14 protein-coding genes are annotated in these 18,831 nt (G+C 41.7%); 7 read left to right on the top strand and 7 right to left on the bottom strand.

From position 1 onward, the window contains the following. The first annotated feature begins 106 nt into the window (after positions 1-106). The 7 genes from JEY82_RS14375 (at position 107) to JEY82_RS14345 (ending at position 11,953) form a co-directional block, all read left to right on the top strand. Positions 107-4,846 carry a GLUG motif-containing protein gene (locus JEY82_RS14375; protein ID WP_304086733.1) on the top strand — a complete coding sequence of 1,580 codons (4,740 nt, stop codon included), beginning with the start codon at positions 107-109 and terminating at the stop codon, positions 4,844-4,846. 14 nt (positions 4,847-4,860) lie between these two features. Further along, positions 4,861-6,384, top strand: a complete 1,524-nt coding sequence (locus JEY82_RS14370; RefSeq protein WP_304086731.1) for a TolC family protein — start codon at positions 4,861-4,863, stop codon at positions 6,382-6,384. Between the two features lie 81 nt (positions 6,385-6,465). After that, entirely contained in the window at positions 6,466-7,287 is an 822-nt protein-coding gene (locus JEY82_RS14365) for an efflux RND transporter periplasmic adaptor subunit (protein ID WP_304086729.1), read from the top strand. After that, positions 7,284-8,636, top strand: a complete 1,353-nt coding sequence (locus JEY82_RS14360) for an efflux RND transporter periplasmic adaptor subunit (protein ID WP_304086728.1) — start codon at positions 7,284-7,286, stop codon at positions 8,634-8,636. Before JEY82_RS14365 ends, JEY82_RS14360 begins: the two co-directional genes overlap by 4 nt. A 13-nt stretch (positions 8,637-8,649) precedes the next feature. Further along, positions 8,650-8,916: a hypothetical protein gene (locus tag JEY82_RS14355; protein ID WP_304086725.1), complete on the top strand. Its 267-nt coding sequence runs from the start codon at positions 8,650-8,652 to the stop codon at positions 8,914-8,916. 3 nt (positions 8,917-8,919) lie between these two features. Then, the gene (locus JEY82_RS14350) at positions 8,920-11,031 is read left to right on the top strand and encodes a site-2 protease family protein (protein ID WP_304086723.1); all 2,112 of its coding nucleotides are present in this window, start codon (positions 8,920-8,922) and stop codon (positions 11,029-11,031) included. Positions 11,032-11,122: 91 nt separating this feature from the next. Then, the gene (locus JEY82_RS14345) at positions 11,123-11,953 is read left to right on the top strand and encodes a FliG C-terminal domain-containing protein (protein WP_304086720.1); all 831 of its coding nucleotides are present in this window, start codon (positions 11,123-11,125) and stop codon (positions 11,951-11,953) included. 85 nt (positions 11,954-12,038) lie between these two features. Here the strand turns inward: JEY82_RS14345 and JEY82_RS14340 are convergent, their stop codons facing one another. From JEY82_RS14340 to JEY82_RS14310, 7 genes are read right to left on the bottom strand one after another with little or no spacing between them, the layout of a single operon-like run. Further along, entirely contained in the window at positions 12,039-12,899 is an 861-nt protein-coding gene (locus tag JEY82_RS14340; RefSeq protein WP_304086717.1) for a hypothetical protein, read from the bottom strand. Between the two features lie 3 nt (positions 12,900-12,902). Then, a complete protein-coding gene (locus JEY82_RS14335; RefSeq protein WP_304086715.1) occupies positions 12,903-13,181 on the bottom strand; it encodes an XRE family transcriptional regulator in 279 nt (92 codons plus the stop codon). Positions 13,182-13,231: 50 nt separating this feature from the next. Then, positions 13,232-15,559: a zincin-like metallopeptidase domain-containing protein gene (locus JEY82_RS14330; protein WP_304086711.1), complete on the bottom strand. Its 2,328-nt coding sequence runs from the start codon at positions 15,557-15,559 to the stop codon at positions 13,232-13,234. Between the two features lie 4 nt (positions 15,560-15,563). After that, positions 15,564-15,779, bottom strand: a complete 216-nt coding sequence (locus tag JEY82_RS14325; protein WP_304086708.1) for a hypothetical protein — start codon at positions 15,777-15,779, stop codon at positions 15,564-15,566. Between the two features lie 16 nt (positions 15,780-15,795). Further along, positions 15,796-16,467, bottom strand: coding sequence for a Lar family restriction alleviation protein (locus tag JEY82_RS14320; protein ID WP_304086705.1), 672 nt, complete (start codon positions 16,465-16,467; stop codon positions 15,796-15,798). Then, positions 16,467-18,647: a DNA topoisomerase gene (locus JEY82_RS14315; RefSeq protein ID WP_304086703.1), complete on the bottom strand. Its 2,181-nt coding sequence runs from the start codon at positions 18,645-18,647 to the stop codon at positions 16,467-16,469. Before JEY82_RS14315 ends, JEY82_RS14320 begins: the two co-directional genes overlap by 1 nt. A 2-nt stretch (positions 18,648-18,649) precedes the next feature. After that, positions 18,650-18,817 (bottom strand): hypothetical protein, encoded by a 168-nt coding sequence (locus tag JEY82_RS14310; protein WP_304086700.1) that lies wholly within the window; start codon positions 18,815-18,817, stop codon positions 18,650-18,652. Positions 18,818-18,831 lie beyond the last annotated feature (14 nt).

Raw genomic sequence — 18,831 nt, 5'->3', positions numbered from 1 at the left:
ACTGTTTTCTTTATGATTAATTAATTTTTTTTAGATCAACGTCTAATTTAGTGTTTTTGATGTTGATTTATGAATTTTGTTTTTAAATCTGATTGAGGTGCTGAATATGAGACTGGAAGAGAGAATAGTTCTGGACGGTGCAGCTGCTGTTGTCGTTGAACATGCTATTGAGGCTATGGCTGATCCAGGAGCGGTAGACATTCCAAATGATGCAAAACCCGCTAAAGATTCCCATGCGACTCCTGAAGCACATAATTTTGATGACCCAGGAAAGAACCCGGTTGGTGAAAGCTCAACGCCTGATGTGGGTAATCTTTTAAAGGCTATTGCTCCTCAGAATAATCAGTCTGTTGATGCAACAAATGTTACAAAAGATAACAATTCTACGTCCTCTAAAGAACCTTCTCAACCTGAAGAAGATCCCATCACGGTTCTTGTCGCTTCCAGCGGACTGGCAGATGTTGATGACCTGGTCGGCGCAGCTAAAGAAAATGTCATCACCGTAACCTACGATGCCGATACTGATAATCCTGACGAAATTTTCAATAAAATAGAATCCGCTCTTGATGGCAAGCAGGCCGCCTCCATTGGATTTGCTTCCCACTCTATTGGTTCCGGTTCTATACATTTGGCTGATGGTTATGCCGTTGATGCTGATACACTTCTCTCAAATCCTGAAATGTCCACTTTTTGGAAAAACGTAGGTTCATTGGTCGAATCCGATGGTCACATTGACCTGCTTGGTTGCGGTGTAGGCGAAGGAGCTGAAGGTAAAGATTTTATTGCCAAGCTTGAGCAGCTCACAGGCCGCGAGATTGCCGCCAGTATTGATGATACTGGGAACGCTGAAGCTGGTGGTAACTGGTTGCTTGAGGAAGGCGGCGTTGATCTGGCTGAGTTATATTTCGATAGTGCTAAACTGAATAATTTTGATGGGGTGTTGGCTACTCCTTCTATAACAATTGAGCTTACTTCTGGCGGTACTTCGCAGACTCTTTATGATGCTGATGTTGATGGGTATTATGAGATTGATAGCGCTGAGAAGTTGATTGCTTTGTCGCAGACAAGTGCAAAGGGTAGTCATTGGTTTGGTCGTAGTTATGAACTGACAAAAGACATTATATTTGATGTGGATGAAACTTCTGTCGATTGGGATGGTGATGGCTCAATTGGTGATACAGACGATATAAAGGGATTCAATCCGATAGGAGAAAAAGCCGATATTACAGACCACTCTGGCAATTGTTTTATGGGTAACTTTATGGGAAATGGTCATACAGTCTACAATCTCTTTATCAACAGACCAACTGAGGATAATGTCGGTTTGTTTGGTGGAGTTACGTGGTCTAGCATTAAAGATGTCAACGTTCGTGACGCCAGCATTCGAGGAAATAGTAAGGTCGGAGCTTTGATTGGGGCATCTGCAGCGTTTACTGTTTTAAATTGCAGTTCTTCAGGTGAAGTCAGGGCAACAGAAAATGTGGGTGGGCTTGTAGGGGTAATTGGAAGCGGTACACAAATTACTAATTGTACTTCATCTGCATTAGTAACTGGTAAGTCTGCGGGGGGGCTGGTTGGTTCTCTGAGTTTTAGTACTATCAGTAAATCATCTGCCTCTGGAACTGTTTTCGGAGGTGAAAAGGTTGGGGGACTCCTTGGTGTTACGGCTGGGAGTGAACAGAATGTTATTAAACAAAGTTTTGCTTCGGGAAATGTAAAAGCGATTGGTGATCAAGCCGGAGGTCTCGTTGGAAATTTTGCCGGAACTATTACTGATTCTTATGCTACAGGGAACGTAGATGGAAGTACTGCTGTGGGGGGATTGGTAGGTATTACCAGCGGATGGGGAATCAATTCTATAGAAAATTCTTATGCAACTGGTGAAGTTACCGGAACAGCGAATATAGGCGGATTGATTGGAAGGTTTGGGGACACTGACATGTGTACCAACAATTTAAAAAATAGTTTCGCCACTGGCAAAGTCACAGGATCATCAACGGTAGGGGGGTTGCTGGGGGTTAGTTTTATACGCTCGTCTGTGACTAATTGTTATTCTTCTGGTTCCGTCGTTGGAATTGATTCCGTCGGAGGTTTTATAGGAAGTTTAATAGGCGGGAAAATTTTTAATAGTTATACAGATAGCATAGTCAGTGCTAGTGGAGATCAAGTTGGTGGTTTTGTTGGAGAAGTGATTGGTTACGTAACTCCTGCTTCTATTATAAATAGTTATGCCACGGGAGCGGTGACGGCTAAGAATAAAGCTGGAGGCTTTGCCGGACTTATTAGAGAAAGCTCCTCTATCAAAAATAGTTATGCAACTGGGTTTGTTAAAGCAAATAATTTCGTTGGGGGATTTGCCGGAAGGATGCAGTCAAGTTCTGCTGTTGATAGTTGTTATGCTTCAGGTGAAGTCGTTGCAAAAGAAAGCGTTGGCGGACTCGTTGGAGAGTTAGTTGTTCTTTCAGGATTTACTCCCACTGTTTCCAATAGTTATGCATCCGGAAATGTGTCCGGAGATAGTTCTGTGGGGGGGGTAGTTGGAAGTTCAAAGGCTAAACTTAATAATTGTTCTGCGCGGAATAGTAAAGTCATAGGGCGAAGTTTTGTTGGTAGGGTTGTTGGTAATAACTCTGGAACCCTGATCAGTAACAATGCAAAAGAAACGATGATTTTAAAAGATCAATCACAAATAACAATAGTTGCGGGAAAAGAAGTCGTGGGGGAAATGATCCTTGATAGAGGTCCTAGCGGCGAAGATGGACAGGATTCTTCAGGTACCACATATGGAGCTTACAGTTTTTGGGATGAAAGTGTATGGGCATTTCCTAGCGATAAAAGCAAAAATCCTACAATAAAACTGGCGGGTAAAGATTCTTCATACGATATTTATAAGAATTGGGATAACACCTTTTGGAATATTCCTGCAGATACAACGAAAAATCCCACTTTGAAAAATGTTGGAGTTCAGGCAATAGTTCCTGATCCTGACCCAATTGATCCCACCCCTTCGGTAAACCATGCACCCACTCTTTCCGGTCACGTAACTATGACTTCAATCATGGAGAATACCAGCAATCCAACAGGTCAGACTGTTTCAAGCTTGATTGGTTCTGTTGCAAGTGATGCTGATGATCATGATTTGGGGATTGCTATCACTAATGTGAATGATACTGGTGGTGAATGGCAGTATTTCAGTAGTGGTAGTTGGCGTAGTCTTGATACTGCCATTGGCTCGTCTGCAGCTTTTCTACTTTCCGGGTCTGATAAGATTAGATTTAAGCCTAATTCTGGATGGAAAGGTAATGCCTACCTTCGCTTCCGGGCATGGGATGGGACTGATGGGGCTCTTCATAGCACTGTGAGTAGTATTGGAACGGGTGCAAGTAGTGCGTTTAGTTCTGGGCAGAAACTTATGAAGATAAAGGTTAATGCTGCTCCGGTTGTGGACAAGCCTGTTCCTGAACTAAACGTTAGTAAACAATTTAATGAATCAGATAATAAAACAACATTAGATTACGTTATAGATACGAGTAATAAATACACGGAGAATGTATCTTCGGCAGACAAAAAAGGAACTGTTATTGAATACGCAGAGAGTTTAAAAAATAAATACGAAAGCGAACAAATTGATCATAACCAGTTGATTGAGGGATATATCAAGGGCTTGATTTATTATAATGATGATAGCGCTGGTGGGGCATCTGAGACTAATGCGTTAGTGAATAATTCTAAAAATGCAGCATGGATAAAGCTGCGAGGAGGAGACCCTGGAAAGGTTGAAGCTTCTGAAGCAGCTAAAATTGTTAATAACGAATTAAAAAATAATGAGACAAAACAAACGATAGCCACACTTGAGACGTTGTATTCAAACTATGGAACTTCATTCAACAGCGATATTTTTTATGACAAGGTGATTAGCGGCGAAATCAATGTTAATGATAACACTTGGAATTTAATAACAAAAATATCAAAAAAAGAATTTTCGATTCAAAAGTTTTTTAAATTGCTTTCAAAAAATGATCTTGAAGGTAGAAAATTTCATGTTTTATCGGAACACTATCTAACAAGCGCAAACATTAAAGATATTGTAAGCTCATATCAAAAAACAAATATTTTAAAAGAATTGAGTCGGTCTTATGTTAAAGGGGAAAGGACTTCAGCTCAAGTAAAAGAAGCTTTACAACAAGACCAAGTAGTTGATGGAAATTTTCCGACAGGTTCACGTGTAGCATTTTCTACTGGTGAACAAACTTTATATTTGGAAAAAACAGGAGAGCTATCTACATCAAAATTAAAGGAAATATACGGAAGAGATGCAACATATAGTGTTACTGCTGTTGCAACTTATACAGAAAAAAGCGGAGGAGATGTTGCATATGATGGACCGAAAGGAGTTCAATGTGTTGCTCTAGTAAAGGCGGTTATAAAATCAGTCTCAGGGATTGATACAGGGGAGCTGACTAATGGAAAATCTTCTTATTACAACGTTGGGAAAGCATCCTATAATTTTTTTGATATAGGACAGAAAGCTGATACATCTTCAAAACCACCGAAAAATGGAGCAGTTATATCATTTGCGGAAACTGGATCGAATCCTTATGGTCATGTTGCAATTGTTAAGCATGTTTCAGATAAGTTGGATGATGGATCATACAATGTAACTTTGTTTGAGCAAAATGTTAGCAGTCATAGAGAAATAAAACTTATTCCTATAAAAGATAAAGATAGTGGAGAAATTACAGGCTTTAAGAGTGAGGAACTTGCTGATGGAAAAACTAGTTATAATAAAGGTTTAGTTGTCGAGGGTTGGGCCAATGTAAGCCAGAAATGGCTAGATGAACATTAAGGGTAATTATGTATATGTTGAATTTTAATCGATCAATTATTCTCCTTCTCCTCCTCACCGCCTGCGCCCCCAAATCCGGCGTAGAAATGAGGAACGAGAATCTGGCCAAGGACCTTGCTTTTACAAAGCAAGCAGAAATGACCCTATCCGGGCAGAATTCTACTTCTAATGCTACTACAGCAGAATCTTCCGGTGTCTTCAGCGGTAAAGCTATTACCCTTCGGGACGCAATAGACTTTGCCTTGAAGAATAACCTTGATGCGGCTGTATCAGAGCATCAAGTGGCAGTGCAGCGTGAAATGCTGACCGGATCATACTGGCGTATGCTACCGTCTTTGATGAGTAATGCAGAGTTTTCAACTCAGGATTGGTATACTCCCAGTTCTTCAAAAAGTTTTCAGAGCGGCCAGCAGTCTTTGGAGCCTTCCATTTCGCATGATTTGGAAACTTCCACTCAATCCGCTGAACTTTCATGGAACCTGCTAAATCTGGCTGTGGACTTTCAACGTACCTATCAGTCTGAGAACCAACTCGGCATGAGTAAGCAACAGCTTAAGCGTGTGAAACAGAATCTGATTGTCAGCGTTGCTCAGGCTTATATGCGTTGTGCTATCGCCAAGGATGCTGCCGGAAGGGCGGACAGCTTGATTGAACGGGCCTTGAATCGTCAGAAAGTAATTTTGAAGCAGATGGAAGCAGGAAACCAGAAAAAGAAGGATGCCTTGAACGGGCAGATTTCCATTATCAAGCTTCGGGATAGCATGCGCCGCTTTAAATATGACTACCGTCAGGCCAAGAAAGAGCTGGCTAAGCTTCTAGGACTTTCTCCTTCATTTGAGTTTTCTATTGACGGTATAGATCTGGCGGATGTTCCAGATGAAATGCCGATGGATCTTCCGCAATGGGAAAAAGAAGCTCTTGCAGCCAGACCTGAGATGTTTGAGATGGATCTCAAGGAAGATGAGGCTCTTCGTGAGGCTGATATCGCATTGACTCAAATGTTCCCGGCTCTGACTCCTTTCGCCCGTTACAGTAGAGATGATAACTCTTACATGTCACGCCATCAGTGGTGCAATGTGGGTATGCGTGTATCCTGGGATCTGTTTACCATTCCACGTTTGTCATCTGATCAGCAGACTGGAATGAAAAAGGCAGCGGTTGCACGCAAGCAGCGTCAGGCACAGGCTCTGGCCATTTTGGTGCAGCTGAACCTTGCTACCATCGAATACCGGGATGCTTATGAGTCACTTGCCATTTCTACCGAGCTTGAAAAAAGTCAGGATGAACTTCAAAAACTAATTGATTATGAAGTTAAGTCCGGTGCAGGGGAAAGCGAAAGTATTCTTCTGCAGACCAATCAGCAGTACCTTGAAGCTCATGTAAAACGGTTAACTTCATATTCTGATCTGATTATTGCGAAGGCCAAGATATACAATTCCATGGGACGTGATATTGATCAGCAGGATCTGACTGCCTCAACAGGTATCAATTCAAGTGAAGCTATGGCTGCGGACAATTTGTCCTATGCTCTTAAATAAGAATTTGTATTAACTATGCAGCCGGGAAAGCGTTACATGCGCTCTCCCGGCTATTTTTATGATGTGAAGGTTGGAATTAGTATGAAAAAAATGGTCATCTTGGTTTTAGGCATTGCTTTTTGTTTTTCTATTGCCTCTCAATGCTACGCATATAATTCAACCGTACCTTCTTTTAAAGATTATTCAGAGACGCAGGAATTATCAACCGAGGCATCTGAACAATGTTTCCCTCATGAATCTTTTTCTGTTGTATTTAATCCCCGTAAAGAGGTGGTTCTGTCCTCAGAAGTGGATTCCACAGTCAGTTATATTGGCAAAGAGTTTGGGCAATCTTTTCGAAAGGGAGAAGTGCTGATCAAGCTGAATCCTCAGATGTTCCTCTGGCGTCAAGATAAGGCTAAAGCTCTTTATGAAAAGGCATCAGAGACTTTTAAAGTCATTGAAAATTTATATAAAGATAAATCCCGTTCAATTATTGATCTTCAAGAGGCCAAAGCCAGTCTTAGCATTGCCGAGGCCAACATGTGTATTGCCAGTCAGGAAGTTGCATTTTGCACTATTAAGGCTCCTTATTCCGGACGGGTGGAGAAACTCGCTGTTAATGAAAAAGAATGGGTTGAAGCCGGGACTCCGCTTATTAAGATTGTGAGTGATTCCGTTCTGTTAGCCCGAACCCTTGTTATGGGGAAAGATTTAGCCTTTTTCCCTCTTGGTGGTGCGGTTAGTATCGAATTAAGCAACGGTGGTGTAGTTAAAGGGAATGTTTCGCATGTCGGTGCTGTTATGGATTCAGTCAGCCAGACTCTCCAAGTGAATATTGAGGTTGCCAATCCAAAAGGGCAATTGAAATGCGGCATGACAGGAAAAATAGTTTTGCCTGCTGACAAGGTTGCGCAAAAATGAGTAATGAGTCCAATCCCATCTTGATACTGCAGCAGCTTTCCATGGAACTGATGTCTGCTACAGAGTCTAAGCAGCTTATTTTTAGAATTTTAAATAAGACCGTTTCCCTTTGCGGATATAAGCGGGCTGTTCTGCTTAATATTAGCAGACGTCGTGCTAAATTTATGGCTGTTTCCGGAAAATCCAGTGTGGATAAATATTCTGAGATGGTCGAAAAATGGGAGAAATTAGCTTCAACTGTTTCTGTTGAAGACAAGCCTCAGCTTCTTTTAAAAAACTCAATTTCACCCAAATATATTCATGAATGGGAATTTCTTGAGAACCATACAAATGGATTGGCTGTATACTGGCTGCCTATTAATCCGTGGGGCAAGACAAAATATGCTGTTTGGTTTGAACGCTGGGATAATGAAAAATGGGATGAAAGAGATCTTCAGCTTTTGAATTTAGCAGGTATGACCTATAAAGCAGCTTTTGAGAGGTTAGAGCCGCCCACTTTTTTCAGGAAATTAAAGGAAAAAATTATAAGTAGCCGCCTACTTTTAATTGTCTTCGCTGTTTTATTGACTCTGTTGCTCTTTTGGCGCGTTCCGCTCCGGGTTGTTGCTCCCTGCGAGATTATTCCTGAAGATCCGTTTATTGTAACGGCTCCACTTTCAGGAGTTGTTATGGAAGTTCAGGTTGAGTCCGGTGATAATGTTAAAATTGGCAGTCCTCTTTTTGAGTATGACAGCCGTGTTGTTTTGGATGAACTCAAAATTGCTAGACAGCAGCTAAATATACTTGAAACAACCATAAAGACTAATAAGCTTAATGCGCTAAAGAGTGATCGGGCTAAAGCTGAACTTGCTATTTTAGACTATCGACGGGAACAGGAAAAAATAAGGCTCTCAATGGCAGAATATCGCGCTTCTATGCTACAAGTGCGTGCTGAAACATCTGGGGCTGTTATTGTTGATAACCCGGATGAATGGCGGGGTAGACCTGTAGAAGCAGGGCAGCGAGTCCTGATGGTGGTTGACCCTGAAAATATTAATTTACGTATATGGCTTCCTGAAGCCGACAATGTCGACTTTGGGGGTAATATGGAAGTGAAAGTGTTTTTGAATGCTTTTCCTGATAAATCGCTTGAAGCAAAACTTAAATATGTTGCTCAAAGTGTTTCTACTAGCCCGGAAGGAGTTCCGTCAGTTATGGCTGAAGGTTCTTTTGAAGGAGTTCATAATAATCATGAAAAACTTAGAATAGGTTTAAAAGGATCAGCAATACTTTACGGTGAAAAGGTATCCGTTGTTTATTGGTTATTGCGAAAACCATGGGCATCAGTTCGAAGAATTTTAGGAATATAAAGGAGATAGTTAGATGGCAGATGAAAAGAATGAACTTAAAGTTGTTATACCTAATGATCTGGATTACAAGTTCCGTGATTTTTTTAATGTGAATGCTTCAGCTACTGAAGTTGTGATTGAAATGGGCAACGTTCATCGTTCTGTGCAGAACGAAGCAGTGCTGCGAGACAGAGTTGTTTTTTCTATTCCAGGGGCAATTCAACTCAAGGAGGCTTTGAACTCCGCTTTGGCAGAAGTAGAGCGTCAAATTCGAGAAGCCTCTGAAAACAATAAGGCATAATATATGATCTCCGGGGATACTCCCCTTCCAGTTCTTCGCCCTGATCTTGAACTAATTCCGGGACCAAAGGCTCGTGACGGTTCTCCCACAACAGTTATATATGATCCTCTTTCAAGGACTTATAATCGTTTTTCGTGGTTTGAAATTGCTGTAATTAATTTGCTTTGTCAGCCTCGATCATTGAGCGAAGTTTTAGATAAGTTGAACAGGGGAACTTCTGCACAGTTAACAGCAGAGGATGTACTGAGTGTCTGTCAGGAACTTACCAAAGAAGGGCTGACGGAGAATACCCTTATGCGGTCTCCCGAGCAGCTTGAACAGGAAGTTAAGGCTCAAACTCCTCATTGGTTTAAGTGGCTACTGCATCACTATCTTTATTTTCGTATTCCTCTTTTGCGTCCAGACTCGTTTCTAGATAGAACGGTTAAGTATGCACGTCCTTTTGCTTCTTCTGTTGCATTTATCATTTATTATTTGTTTGCGGTCTGGGGTTTTGTTCTTGTTTGCATGCGGCACGAACAGTTTTTCCATACTTTTCAGTATTTTTTTAATTTTGAAGGACTGCTTTACTACGGTATAGCCATCACTTTTGTAAAAGTAATTCATGAGTTTTCGCATGCCTATGCAGCCAAATCCCGTGGAATTAGAGTACCCGTAATGGGAGTTGCCTTTATTGTATTATGGCCAATAGCTTATTGTGATGTGACGGATACTTGGCGAATTCCAAAAAGAAGGCAGCGACTGCCAATTGCAGCAGCCGGAATGATTGCTGAGCTTATTATTGCTTCTTTTTGTCTCGTGGGCTGGGCGTTCAGTCAGCCAGGCCTTTTGAATAGTCTTTTTTTTGTAGTCTCAACAGCTTCATTACTCTCGACACTCCTTGTAAACTTGAATCCCGCAATGAGTTTTGACGGTTACTATATATTCATGGATATTTCAGGGATTGATAACCTTAGATCTAGGTCTTTTAATTATTTTAGATACTTATTTAGAAAGTGTTGCTTGGGAATGACTGTTTCAGCTCCTGAGAATCCTCATAGAACTAGAAAAATTGTTTATGTTGTTTATTCAATTTATTCATGGTGTTATCGGTTTTTATTATACATGGGTATAGCTGTTTTAGTCTATTACAAGTTCACTAAGATTTTAGGAATATTTTTATTTTTAGTTGAAGTGTGGTGGTTCATTGCCTTGCCGATAGTTAAGGAGATTTCTTCGGTGATAAAATTACGTAATCAAATTTGTCTTAATAGACGTCTTTTAATCACATTACTAATGTTTTGCGGAGTTGTGGCATGGATTGTTTGGCCCCGACCGCACGTATATTATTTCCCGGCCGTGGTAGAGGCTCGTAATTCACAGCTTATTTATTCTCCTTTTTCAGGGATAATTGCTGAGATTAAGGTCGATAGGGGGGCGGATGTGGATATTGGGGATGAACTTATAAAGATAACCTCAGTTTCCCTACAGGCAGAAATCAGTGAGCTTTCGTTACAGGAAAAAATAGCATTAGCTGAGCAAAAATTGATTTTTTTGCAGCAGAAAATTTCACTGAGTCCTCAGAAAGAAGAGGAAATATTGCAGATTCGTAACCAGTTGCAAGGAGTTAAAAAAAAGCGGGAGTTGTATGATGTCTCAGCCCAAATTTCAGGCACTGTTACTGAGTGGGATCGCAATTTACGCTTAGGACAGCATGTGAGACAGGACCAAATTTTTGGGCGTATAGTTGATCAAAATGATATTTATATTGCTGTTTATGTTCCAGAAGATAAGGTGGCACCCCTTTCAGATGAAGGCTGTGTCCTTTTTTATCCTGAAACAGGAGAGGGTGGAGTATCTGGTAAAATTTTGAAAATAAGCCGTTCCAAAGTTGATTCTACCAGACATATTGCGCTCACATCTCTTGGCTCTGGTGATATTCCAGCTACACAGGATAACCACGGCGGGTTTGTCCTTTTAGAATCCAGATATTTGGTGGAGGTTGAGCCAGATACAATAGTTCCTTTTGCTGTTGGTAAAAGTGGGAAGCTGAGAATATATACTCGACCTCGTTCTTATTTGTTAGATTTGTGGAATAAGATCTACAGAACCTTGATTAAAGAAAGTAATTTTTGATTTTGTAAAAAATATAGTCTTTATTGTTTGTCGGTTCGTTTTTTATAAAAATGATATTAGTTGGGGTTAAACTTTTATAGCTGAGGCCTAAATGCTATTTAAAAAAGACAAAGAAATAGAAAGAGCTCTTGATGATCTCAAGTTATCCCAGTCTATGACAGAAAGAGATCTCTCTAATTTGACAGATCAGGTAAAAGCTCTAGAAAATTATGAAATGGGCAAAGATCAGGTCGGCCGCGTTTCTGGATTACTTAAAGAATGCAGCCAAACCAGCTTTGAACAAGTGCTAGGTGAATTTATTCCTGTTGAACAAGATGAAGCAAATCATCTCGGACATTTGTTTCTTTGTAGCCCTCCAAAATTCCGTGCTGCCTTGATGAATAACCTCGGTGATAAGGTTCTCGAAAGCGGGATATCTCTTTTAGAACAGGGAGAATATGATCCTGAAATACTTTCTGTTCTGGCTGAAATTGTTCGAAATGTTATAAAAGATAAACCAACAATTTTTCGTTCAGAGAAGAAATTACTTCTTGCTGACCTTATGCTGTATCGCACTACTCCTGAACAACAGCATGTTTTGGCGAGCTATGTGTCCGAAAATGGATTTGAAAATTCTATGAAATTGTTCCCCTCATGTCTTGAAGAGGTCTTATCTGTTGAGCGTAAGTACCTTCTTGAGCTGGCAAAGAATATTTGCAACGTTACTGTTGTTCATGTGGTTGCAGCCTCTTCAGATAATCTGAAAGAATATATACTCGATCTCTTTTCCGAGCGGGCAAAAGATATGATAAGAGAAGATGCCAAGGAAGCTGTGAATACTGCATCCAAAGAAGAAATAGAAAAATCTGTCAGATTGTTTCTTACTGAGCTGAATCATTTATTGGTTGCAAGTGTTGATGATCTTTTTGATTCAATCTTTTAGTAAATATCATTGAAAATAACCAGATGATCTCCTCTTGGGGGGGCCATCATAACTTTAAAATGTGATTTTTAACTCAATCAAGCTATTATCCAAGATATTTTTTAGCAAGCTCCGTAAAATTTTCTCTTCTTGGTCTTTTCTCATCCGGAGTGTTTAAAAGATTCTGGAAGTGCTCATAATCGAAGGTGATTGTTTTTTTATAAATATCTTCATCATCGCAAGTGACTATGAACTGCATTGTTTCCTTGAGAAAATTGTCAGAAGTTTTGCTTTGCTTGTGACCTGCGAACCAGAAAAATATTTTCTCTGATCCCTTTGAGATAAATTGTTTCCTTTCGTTAATAAGTCCTGTCGGAACTTTTTTACAAAGGGCTTCCTGTAACTCCGGATCTTTGATTATTCTTCCCCATAAGCTTTGGGCTTTGGATAAATACACGAACACCCAAGGTGCGTTTATGAGGCTGGCTCCTTTATATAAGTGACCTTGCTCGGCTACATACCATTTCAGCATTTCTTCAGCTAAACTTTTTGTCATAACAATTCCTGAGTATAGCTGAAAAAGATAAGCAACCTGATCAAAATTTTCCTGTAGGTTGGAGAGAATTTGTTTTTCACGTTCCGTGCAAACAGGCTTGCGGTTGCTTTTGGATAGGTTTGTTCTGGGATGGACCAGAGAGCAACTTTCAAATGCTTCTTTATCAAAGGGAGCAAGTCCCCGTATGGATTTATGATAATGTTTTGCGTAGGGGTGGTCTGTGTGTTGTAATTTTTTATTCAGACCAATTATTTGAACAGGGTTGTTGCAGGCAGGGCATACAGCAAAGTGCAGTTCATGTTTTTCTTGTTTCTCGTAGTAGGGAGGGAGTTTTTTCGTAGCCATTTCAAATCCTTCGCTGGATAGTATTTTGTAATTAGTCTCACTGGTTTTTAGTTTATAAATATTCATTTACTATTCTCGCTTAGGGTAATTTTTGAAAATATTGTCCAGACCATGGCGAAATTCAACATTTAACCACCAGTCTTCCGGCAGAGGAGGAATGTTCCCTTCTACCTCTGCGGTTCGCAGACAATAAAGGATTGTGCGTAGTCCTATTGCGAATTGATGATAATTATCCTGCATCGAAAAAACAAGTTCCTCTCCGCAATCTTCACATATGACTAATTCATGACCGTCCTTGATTGCCAATGCAGGGTTATCAAGTGCGTTGTCTTGTTTATCTTTTTTCATATTATTCCCTTTTAGGTTTAAACGGCCCCCCTCAGATCCCGCTTGTTAAATTACATTGCCATTGCCGGAGTTGATGCTTTTTTCTGGATATTTTTTTTAGGTGTTTTGAATATTCCGGAGAGTTGTTTCTTTACCGCATCCAATCCACTGGATTTATGTAGATCATTAAAATCAGTTAGTTTTTGGGTGCGTTCCTGCTCCGAGAACTTTGGAATCAAGACTATTCCGTTTACTGCTTTTGCTGCGGCTTCAGCTTTTTTCACGCCCACATTTTCTATAAGATGGTAATCATTGTCCGCCATGAGCATAATTTTGCTTTGCGGGTACTTCTCATGGAGAGCTTTTGCGACCGGCTCAAGATTTGAGGCATCAAAGGCGGAAGCTACGGGATTACCCGTTGCCATATGAACGCTGGCGGCGGTGGCATAGCCTTCGGCTATGAGAATCGGGTTGCCATTTTTGAGCTTATTTTCTGGATCAATGATATGGAATGTTCCGGCTTTTTGCGCATTCTTTTCAAAGAATTTACCATTCGGTGAGATCGTTTGAAGAGTGCGAATATTTCCGTCCACATCTTTACCGGGAATAACTAGATTGCCGAACTTGTCCTCTTTGAGTCCGTATCTTGGAACTCCTTTTTTACTGAGATAAGGATGTTCCTTATTTGCCGGTTTAATAATTTTCTCCCATTTCTCTTTTGAAAGAGTGGCGGCGTTTGCATACTGCTCTTTAATTGCTTTTTCTCTTTCCAGCCTTGTCTGGGCAGCCTGAGCCTTTAACTCTGCTTTTTGTTCATCGGTAAGAGTATGACCTTCAGCTTTCCAGTTCATTTTAAGGCCGGTCTTGTGGTTCTGGATGAATCCGGCAGGGTGGCCGTCAAGATATCCTTTGTAGGTTCCATCTTTGGAGTTGAATTTTCCGTCAATGACCGGCACACGGTACAGATTGCCGTCCATGATGGGCAGCTCGCCCTGAAGATCAAGACCGGCTTCCTGAATAGCCTTTGCAAATTCCTGCTCAGCGTTTGTTGCCGGCACAATGGCTTTGTCTTTTGGTATCCATTTGGACAGTTGTTCCAGATCGGTTCCGGTGGCTGCAAACCAGAGTTTTGCAGATTTGTCCCAGCGTGCGCCGAGCTTTTTGGCCTGCCATTTTTCCTTGTAGGGCACATTAAGATAAGTTTTTTCAGTAGCGAGATTCTTTGCTGAGTTTGTCTCTTTCTCCTGTTTTACGTTTTCCTTTTGCGGGGCAATGGTTTTGCTGTCGGGAATCCATTGGGACAATTTTTCAAGATCGGTTCCTTCCGGAGCAAACCACATTTTTTTGTCTTTATCCCATTTAGCCCCATGTTTTTTAACTTCTTCTTTTTTTGAGAAGGGGACTTCAAGGTATGTTTTCCCGTCTTTCGGAACTCCAGACATTGATTCTCGCTGTTCAAGTTTTGCTTTGTCAGGTGCGGACATGTTCATGCCTTGCTCCTTGGTTTTTTCCATGCTGCGCTCTTTTTCAAAGTCCAGAGTATAGTTCTTTATTTTATCCGCACTCTGGCAGGCCCGGACAATTTCAAAGGGATCTTTTTCAAGGACTTTTACCCAGTTCTCCACGTAACTGAGGTGCTGATCCGGATCATGGCCCAGCCCAAGCTCTGAGCTGAGCATCCAGCTTGCTATTTCCGCGCGCAACTCTTCTTTGGCATATATTTCTGATCCGAACGGCCCGAATTCACGGTCCAACCTTGATTCGTGACCTGTCCAGTGTCCGAGTTCGTGCAAAGCTGTGCTGTAATATCTATCGGAGCTTTCAAAGGCGGCATGCGGCGGGAGGTGAATCTCGTCGGTTGATAGCCCGTAAAAAGCCCGGTTGCGCTGGTCATGAGTGATACTTGCACCGGAATTTTGCAGAATGGATTCAGCTCGTTCGTCTGGATTCCATGATATTTTCCGGCCATCCCATTCTGGTATTCCTTCAATCTGGCTGGCGTGGAATACATTTGAAAAGCGCAGGATCGGTTTTGACAATTGAACTTGTTCAGTCAGTATTTTCCCTTCTTCATCACGAACCGGCTTGTTTTTATCATCTTTAACCACGTTGATCTGCGACATTTGCCAGAAGACAATGGTTCTGGACTTTGACCCCTTACTGACCTGCCAACCCTGAGATTCCGCTTGTTTGTAAGTCATGAATCTGGGGTCGTTCAGTCCGTCTGTTCCAAGCATGACTTGATTAATGCCTCGATAGACGGTTCCGGAAACAGGGTTGAAGGCCGGCTGATATTCGCCCGGTTTCCACGGTCGTTGCCAGGGGGCAGTACCTTCTTTCAGTTTCTCAATGATATCTTCGGCGAATTTTTGATAGTATGGTGTTTTAGCTTTTGCCATGGCATCATTCCTCCGGTTCAGGGTCTTCTTCAGCGTCAAACGGATCAAAGGAAGCGTCTTCGGCTTCTTCAAGGGAAATCGCGTCTTCCTCAAAGGCTCCCATGTGTTCCGCAAGCTCCGGGTCAACTTCAAGCGCTGCACCGGGATTTTCAGTTAAATCCCTGTCGATTTGCTGCGCTTGTTCGTCTAGACGTTTTTTGATTTCGTCTTTGTCGGACATGTTTTTTACTCCGTGGTTAGAGGGTTTTGTTTTTAATTTTCTTTCTCGCGTTCTCATATTTGTCCAAAACTTCGTCTATTTGGGTAGTAAGTAAGGACTGTTGGTTGTTCATACTAAGTTTTAGTGCTGCTTGCTGTAGTAACTCCAATAGTTCAGGGGTTCTGGGTAAATGTTGTTCCCATGTTTGAGGGAAAGTTGGATACTGATCTGAAAATTCACCTGAAAAACGTTGATCAATGAGGTAGCAAAGCCACCTGCGAGTTGTTTGAGCATCTTCCTCAGCTTTGCTTCGATCAGGTAAATTATCCCATAATTTTTCTTCAAGTGTATAATACGTCTCTAACAACTTGGTTATTTCGGGAGTTTTAGAAGGCGAAGTGCGAGGCTCTAATATATGAACATTAAAGTCATATAGCTCATCATCCAACAGTTCCAACACGAAGTGTGCAACTTGTATAAATTCTTGTAGATAACTTTTTTCTTTTCCTCTTTTCAGGGTGTGCCAGAGTTCAACAGCTTCTGCAGCGGTATTCCCCGCCGGTCCCTGGGCATGGCAGTTTAGGCATTGGATATAATAATGATCCCGATGATGATAACTTACGGTAGACTGTGCGTGATGATTGTGAAGAAATCTTTTGTCGTGAGCTCCGCACCAAGGACATTCACGTAATTCTAAGTTAATTGGCATTACTTCTTCTCCAGTTTTGGTTTGTGGTCTTCATCATAAGCCATGAATTTACATCCAGGATAACCACTGCATCCCCACCAGAATATTCCTTGTTTTTTTGCCGGATGCCGCACGAGCCCTTTGCCGCAGTCCGGGCAAAAGTGCTCTGATGATGCGGTAAATTTTTTAGCAGGCTTAGCTGTGATGTTGGGTTTGCCGGATTTGTCTTGAACAATTGCATTGCATTCCGGATAGGCAGAGCAACCCCAGAATTTTCCTTTTGGGCCTTTTCTGAGTTTAAGGATTCCTTTCTTGCATTTGGGGCATTGGATTGCATCGCTTTTAATGTCGAGGTTTAGACCGTTTTTCAGAACGCGCTCAATCTCGACAGCAACGGATTTGTCTACTTCAGCAATCAGTTCTTTGTAGTCCAGCTTTCCGGCTTCAATCATTTTTTGTTTTTCATGCCAGAGGGCGGTCATGTCCGGCTTGACTGCGAAACCGGGCAGCGCATCATGGAAGCTACGTCCGATGTCGGTGCTGATGATATGCTTGCCTTTCTCTGCGAGAAAAGAGCGTTTAAAAAGGGTGTCTATGTGTGAATCCCTTGTGGCCGGTGTTCCGATTCCGCCGGCTTCCTCCTGTTTGTCGCTGTCCTTGTCTAAGAGCAGTTTTTTGATTTCAGGGTCAGTCACATACTTGGCCACTCCGGTCAGATCCTTAAGCAAGGTTTTCATGGAATAGAGTGCCGGCGGTTTGGTGAAAGTTTTTATGCTTTCAGCATATTCTACTATGCCGGAATCAGATTTTTGCAGTTTATGCAGTTCTTGTTGTTTTTCAGCCTTTTCAAAATCTTTGAGGTCTGCCTCATTTAAAACTCGCCAGCCTGAAGATGTGTTGAATCTACCTTCAGCTAGAAAGTTATGACCGGCGATTTCCAGTTGTGTTTTTGTAGTTGTAAATTCTGCCGGAGGATAAAATTGGGCAATATAGAGTTTTGTTATCAGTTCATAAATTCGGCGCTCATCTTCGGATAACTTCTTAAGGTTCGGCACGTTCATTGTGGGAATGATGGCGTGATGCGCTCCGACTTTTTTTGAATTGAAAGCTTTACTTTTTATATTTGGATTAGCGTATTCCGCCATTTCTCCAAACGCGGATGAAAGAGCTTTCAGTAAGCCGGGAGCTTCAGAATGCCGTTCGTCATTTAAGAAACGGCAGTCACTGCGATTGTATGTGATAGCCTTGTAGCGATCGCGAAGCCTTTGTGTGATTTCAAGGACTTTTTTAGGCTTATAGTTCCATAGTCCTGCTGCATCAGCTTGGAGAGCCAGCAAATTATATGGCTGAGGCGGTTCGTTTTTACGATTAACTGACTCTACAGACAAGATTGAAACGGGCTGACCTTGAATGTCATTCACAATTTTTCTGGCAAAGACGCTATCAATGATACGGCCTTTTTCATCTACAGGGTCACTTTCTGTCGGCAAATAATCAGCCGTTATGGACATGCTGCTACTGTCCTGCATTTCAATCTGGGCTTTAATATTGTGAAAGGCTTGTTTTTGATGTGCATCATGAGCACGATCACGCGCTACCACAAGTCCAAGGATGGGAGTCTGAACACGTCCTACAGAAAGTACTCCGTCATAACCTTTTTCACGAGCCTTGAGGGTATAGCAGCGCGTGAGGTTATATCCATAACGCTGGTCGCACACTGCTCGCGCCAATGCTGACATGGACAGCCCTCTGTATTTTTCGTTGTCCTCAATGTTCTCAATAGCCTTGAGAATTGCAGGGCCGTTGTTGTCATTAATCAGAATTCTTTTAATTGGTTTCCCTTCAAGTCCTGCGTACTCGATGACTTCATCAACCAGCCTCTGACCTTCAGGATCAGGATCACCTGCGTTGACCAGTTCAGTGGCTTGGGTGGCCAGTTCAATTACTTTTTTGAGGTGCCCGATATGTCTGTCTTCCGGCGCATAGCTGATAGGCCAGTCCATTGGCAGCACTCTGAGGGACCATTTTTTGAACTGTTCGTTATGTTCTTCCGGGTCAGTTAATCGGAGAACATGGCCCCATAACCAAGTGATATGATCTCCATTTACAAAAAATGAAGCTTCGGAAGGTCTTGACGGACCACCTAAAGCTATCGAGATTGCCTCAGCTACATCTTTTTTTTCTGCGATAAATAAGCGCATAATTATTCCTTTGTTTGTGCGACATCAGTGAAGTCATCAACTTTATCTTCCGGTGTTGATGTCCAGTATTCACAAGCCGGATAGCTGTCGCAAATCCAGCGGGATTCTTTTTCATTGGTTGGCGATAAGTGGGCTAATTTGCGTCCACATTTCGGGCAGGAGTATTCCATGATAGGTTTCTCCT

Source organism: Maridesulfovibrio ferrireducens (assembly GCF_016342405.1).
GTDB classification, from domain to species: domain Bacteria; phylum Desulfobacterota; class Desulfovibrionia; order Desulfovibrionales; family Desulfovibrionaceae; genus Maridesulfovibrio; species Maridesulfovibrio ferrireducens_A.
This window is presented reverse-complemented; position numbering and strand designations above follow the sequence as displayed.

Excerpts from the sequence above, each read along its gene's own strand:
- JEY82_RS14375 (WP_304086733.1), top strand. The coding sequence starts at position 107 with ATGAGACTGGAAGAGAGAATAGTTCTGGACGGTGCAGCTGCTGTTGTC.
- JEY82_RS14370 (WP_304086731.1), top strand. The coding sequence starts at position 4,861 with ATGTTGAATTTTAATCGATCAATTATTCTCCTTCTCCTCCTCACCGCC.
- JEY82_RS14365 (WP_304086729.1), top strand. The coding sequence starts at position 6,466 with ATGAAAAAAATGGTCATCTTGGTTTTAGGCATTGCTTTTTGTTTTTCT.
- JEY82_RS14360 (WP_304086728.1), top strand. The coding sequence starts at position 7,284 with ATGAGTAATGAGTCCAATCCCATCTTGATACTGCAGCAGCTTTCCATG.
- JEY82_RS14355 (WP_304086725.1), top strand. The coding sequence starts at position 8,650 with ATGGCAGATGAAAAGAATGAACTTAAAGTTGTTATACCTAATGATCTG.
- JEY82_RS14350 (WP_304086723.1), top strand. The coding sequence starts at position 8,920 with ATGATCTCCGGGGATACTCCCCTTCCAGTTCTTCGCCCTGATCTTGAA.
- JEY82_RS14345 (WP_304086720.1), top strand. The coding sequence starts at position 11,123 with ATGCTATTTAAAAAAGACAAAGAAATAGAAAGAGCTCTTGATGATCTC.
- JEY82_RS14340 (WP_304086717.1), bottom strand. The coding sequence starts at position 12,899 with ATGAATATTTATAAACTAAAAACCAGTGAGACTAATTACAAAATACTA.
- JEY82_RS14335 (WP_304086715.1), bottom strand. The coding sequence starts at position 13,181 with ATGAAAAAAGATAAACAAGACAACGCACTTGATAACCCTGCATTGGCA.
- JEY82_RS14330 (WP_304086711.1), bottom strand. The coding sequence starts at position 15,559 with ATGGCAAAAGCTAAAACACCATACTATCAAAAATTCGCCGAAGATATC.
- JEY82_RS14325 (WP_304086708.1), bottom strand. The coding sequence starts at position 15,779 with ATGTCCGACAAAGACGAAATCAAAAAACGTCTAGACGAACAAGCGCAG.
- JEY82_RS14320 (WP_304086705.1), bottom strand. The coding sequence starts at position 16,467 with ATGCCAATTAACTTAGAATTACGTGAATGTCCTTGGTGCGGAGCTCAC.
- JEY82_RS14315 (WP_304086703.1), bottom strand. The coding sequence starts at position 18,647 with ATGCGCTTATTTATCGCAGAAAAAAAAGATGTAGCTGAGGCAATCTCG.
- JEY82_RS14310 (WP_304086700.1), bottom strand. The coding sequence starts at position 18,817 with ATGGAATACTCCTGCCCGAAATGTGGACGCAAATTAGCCCACTTATCG.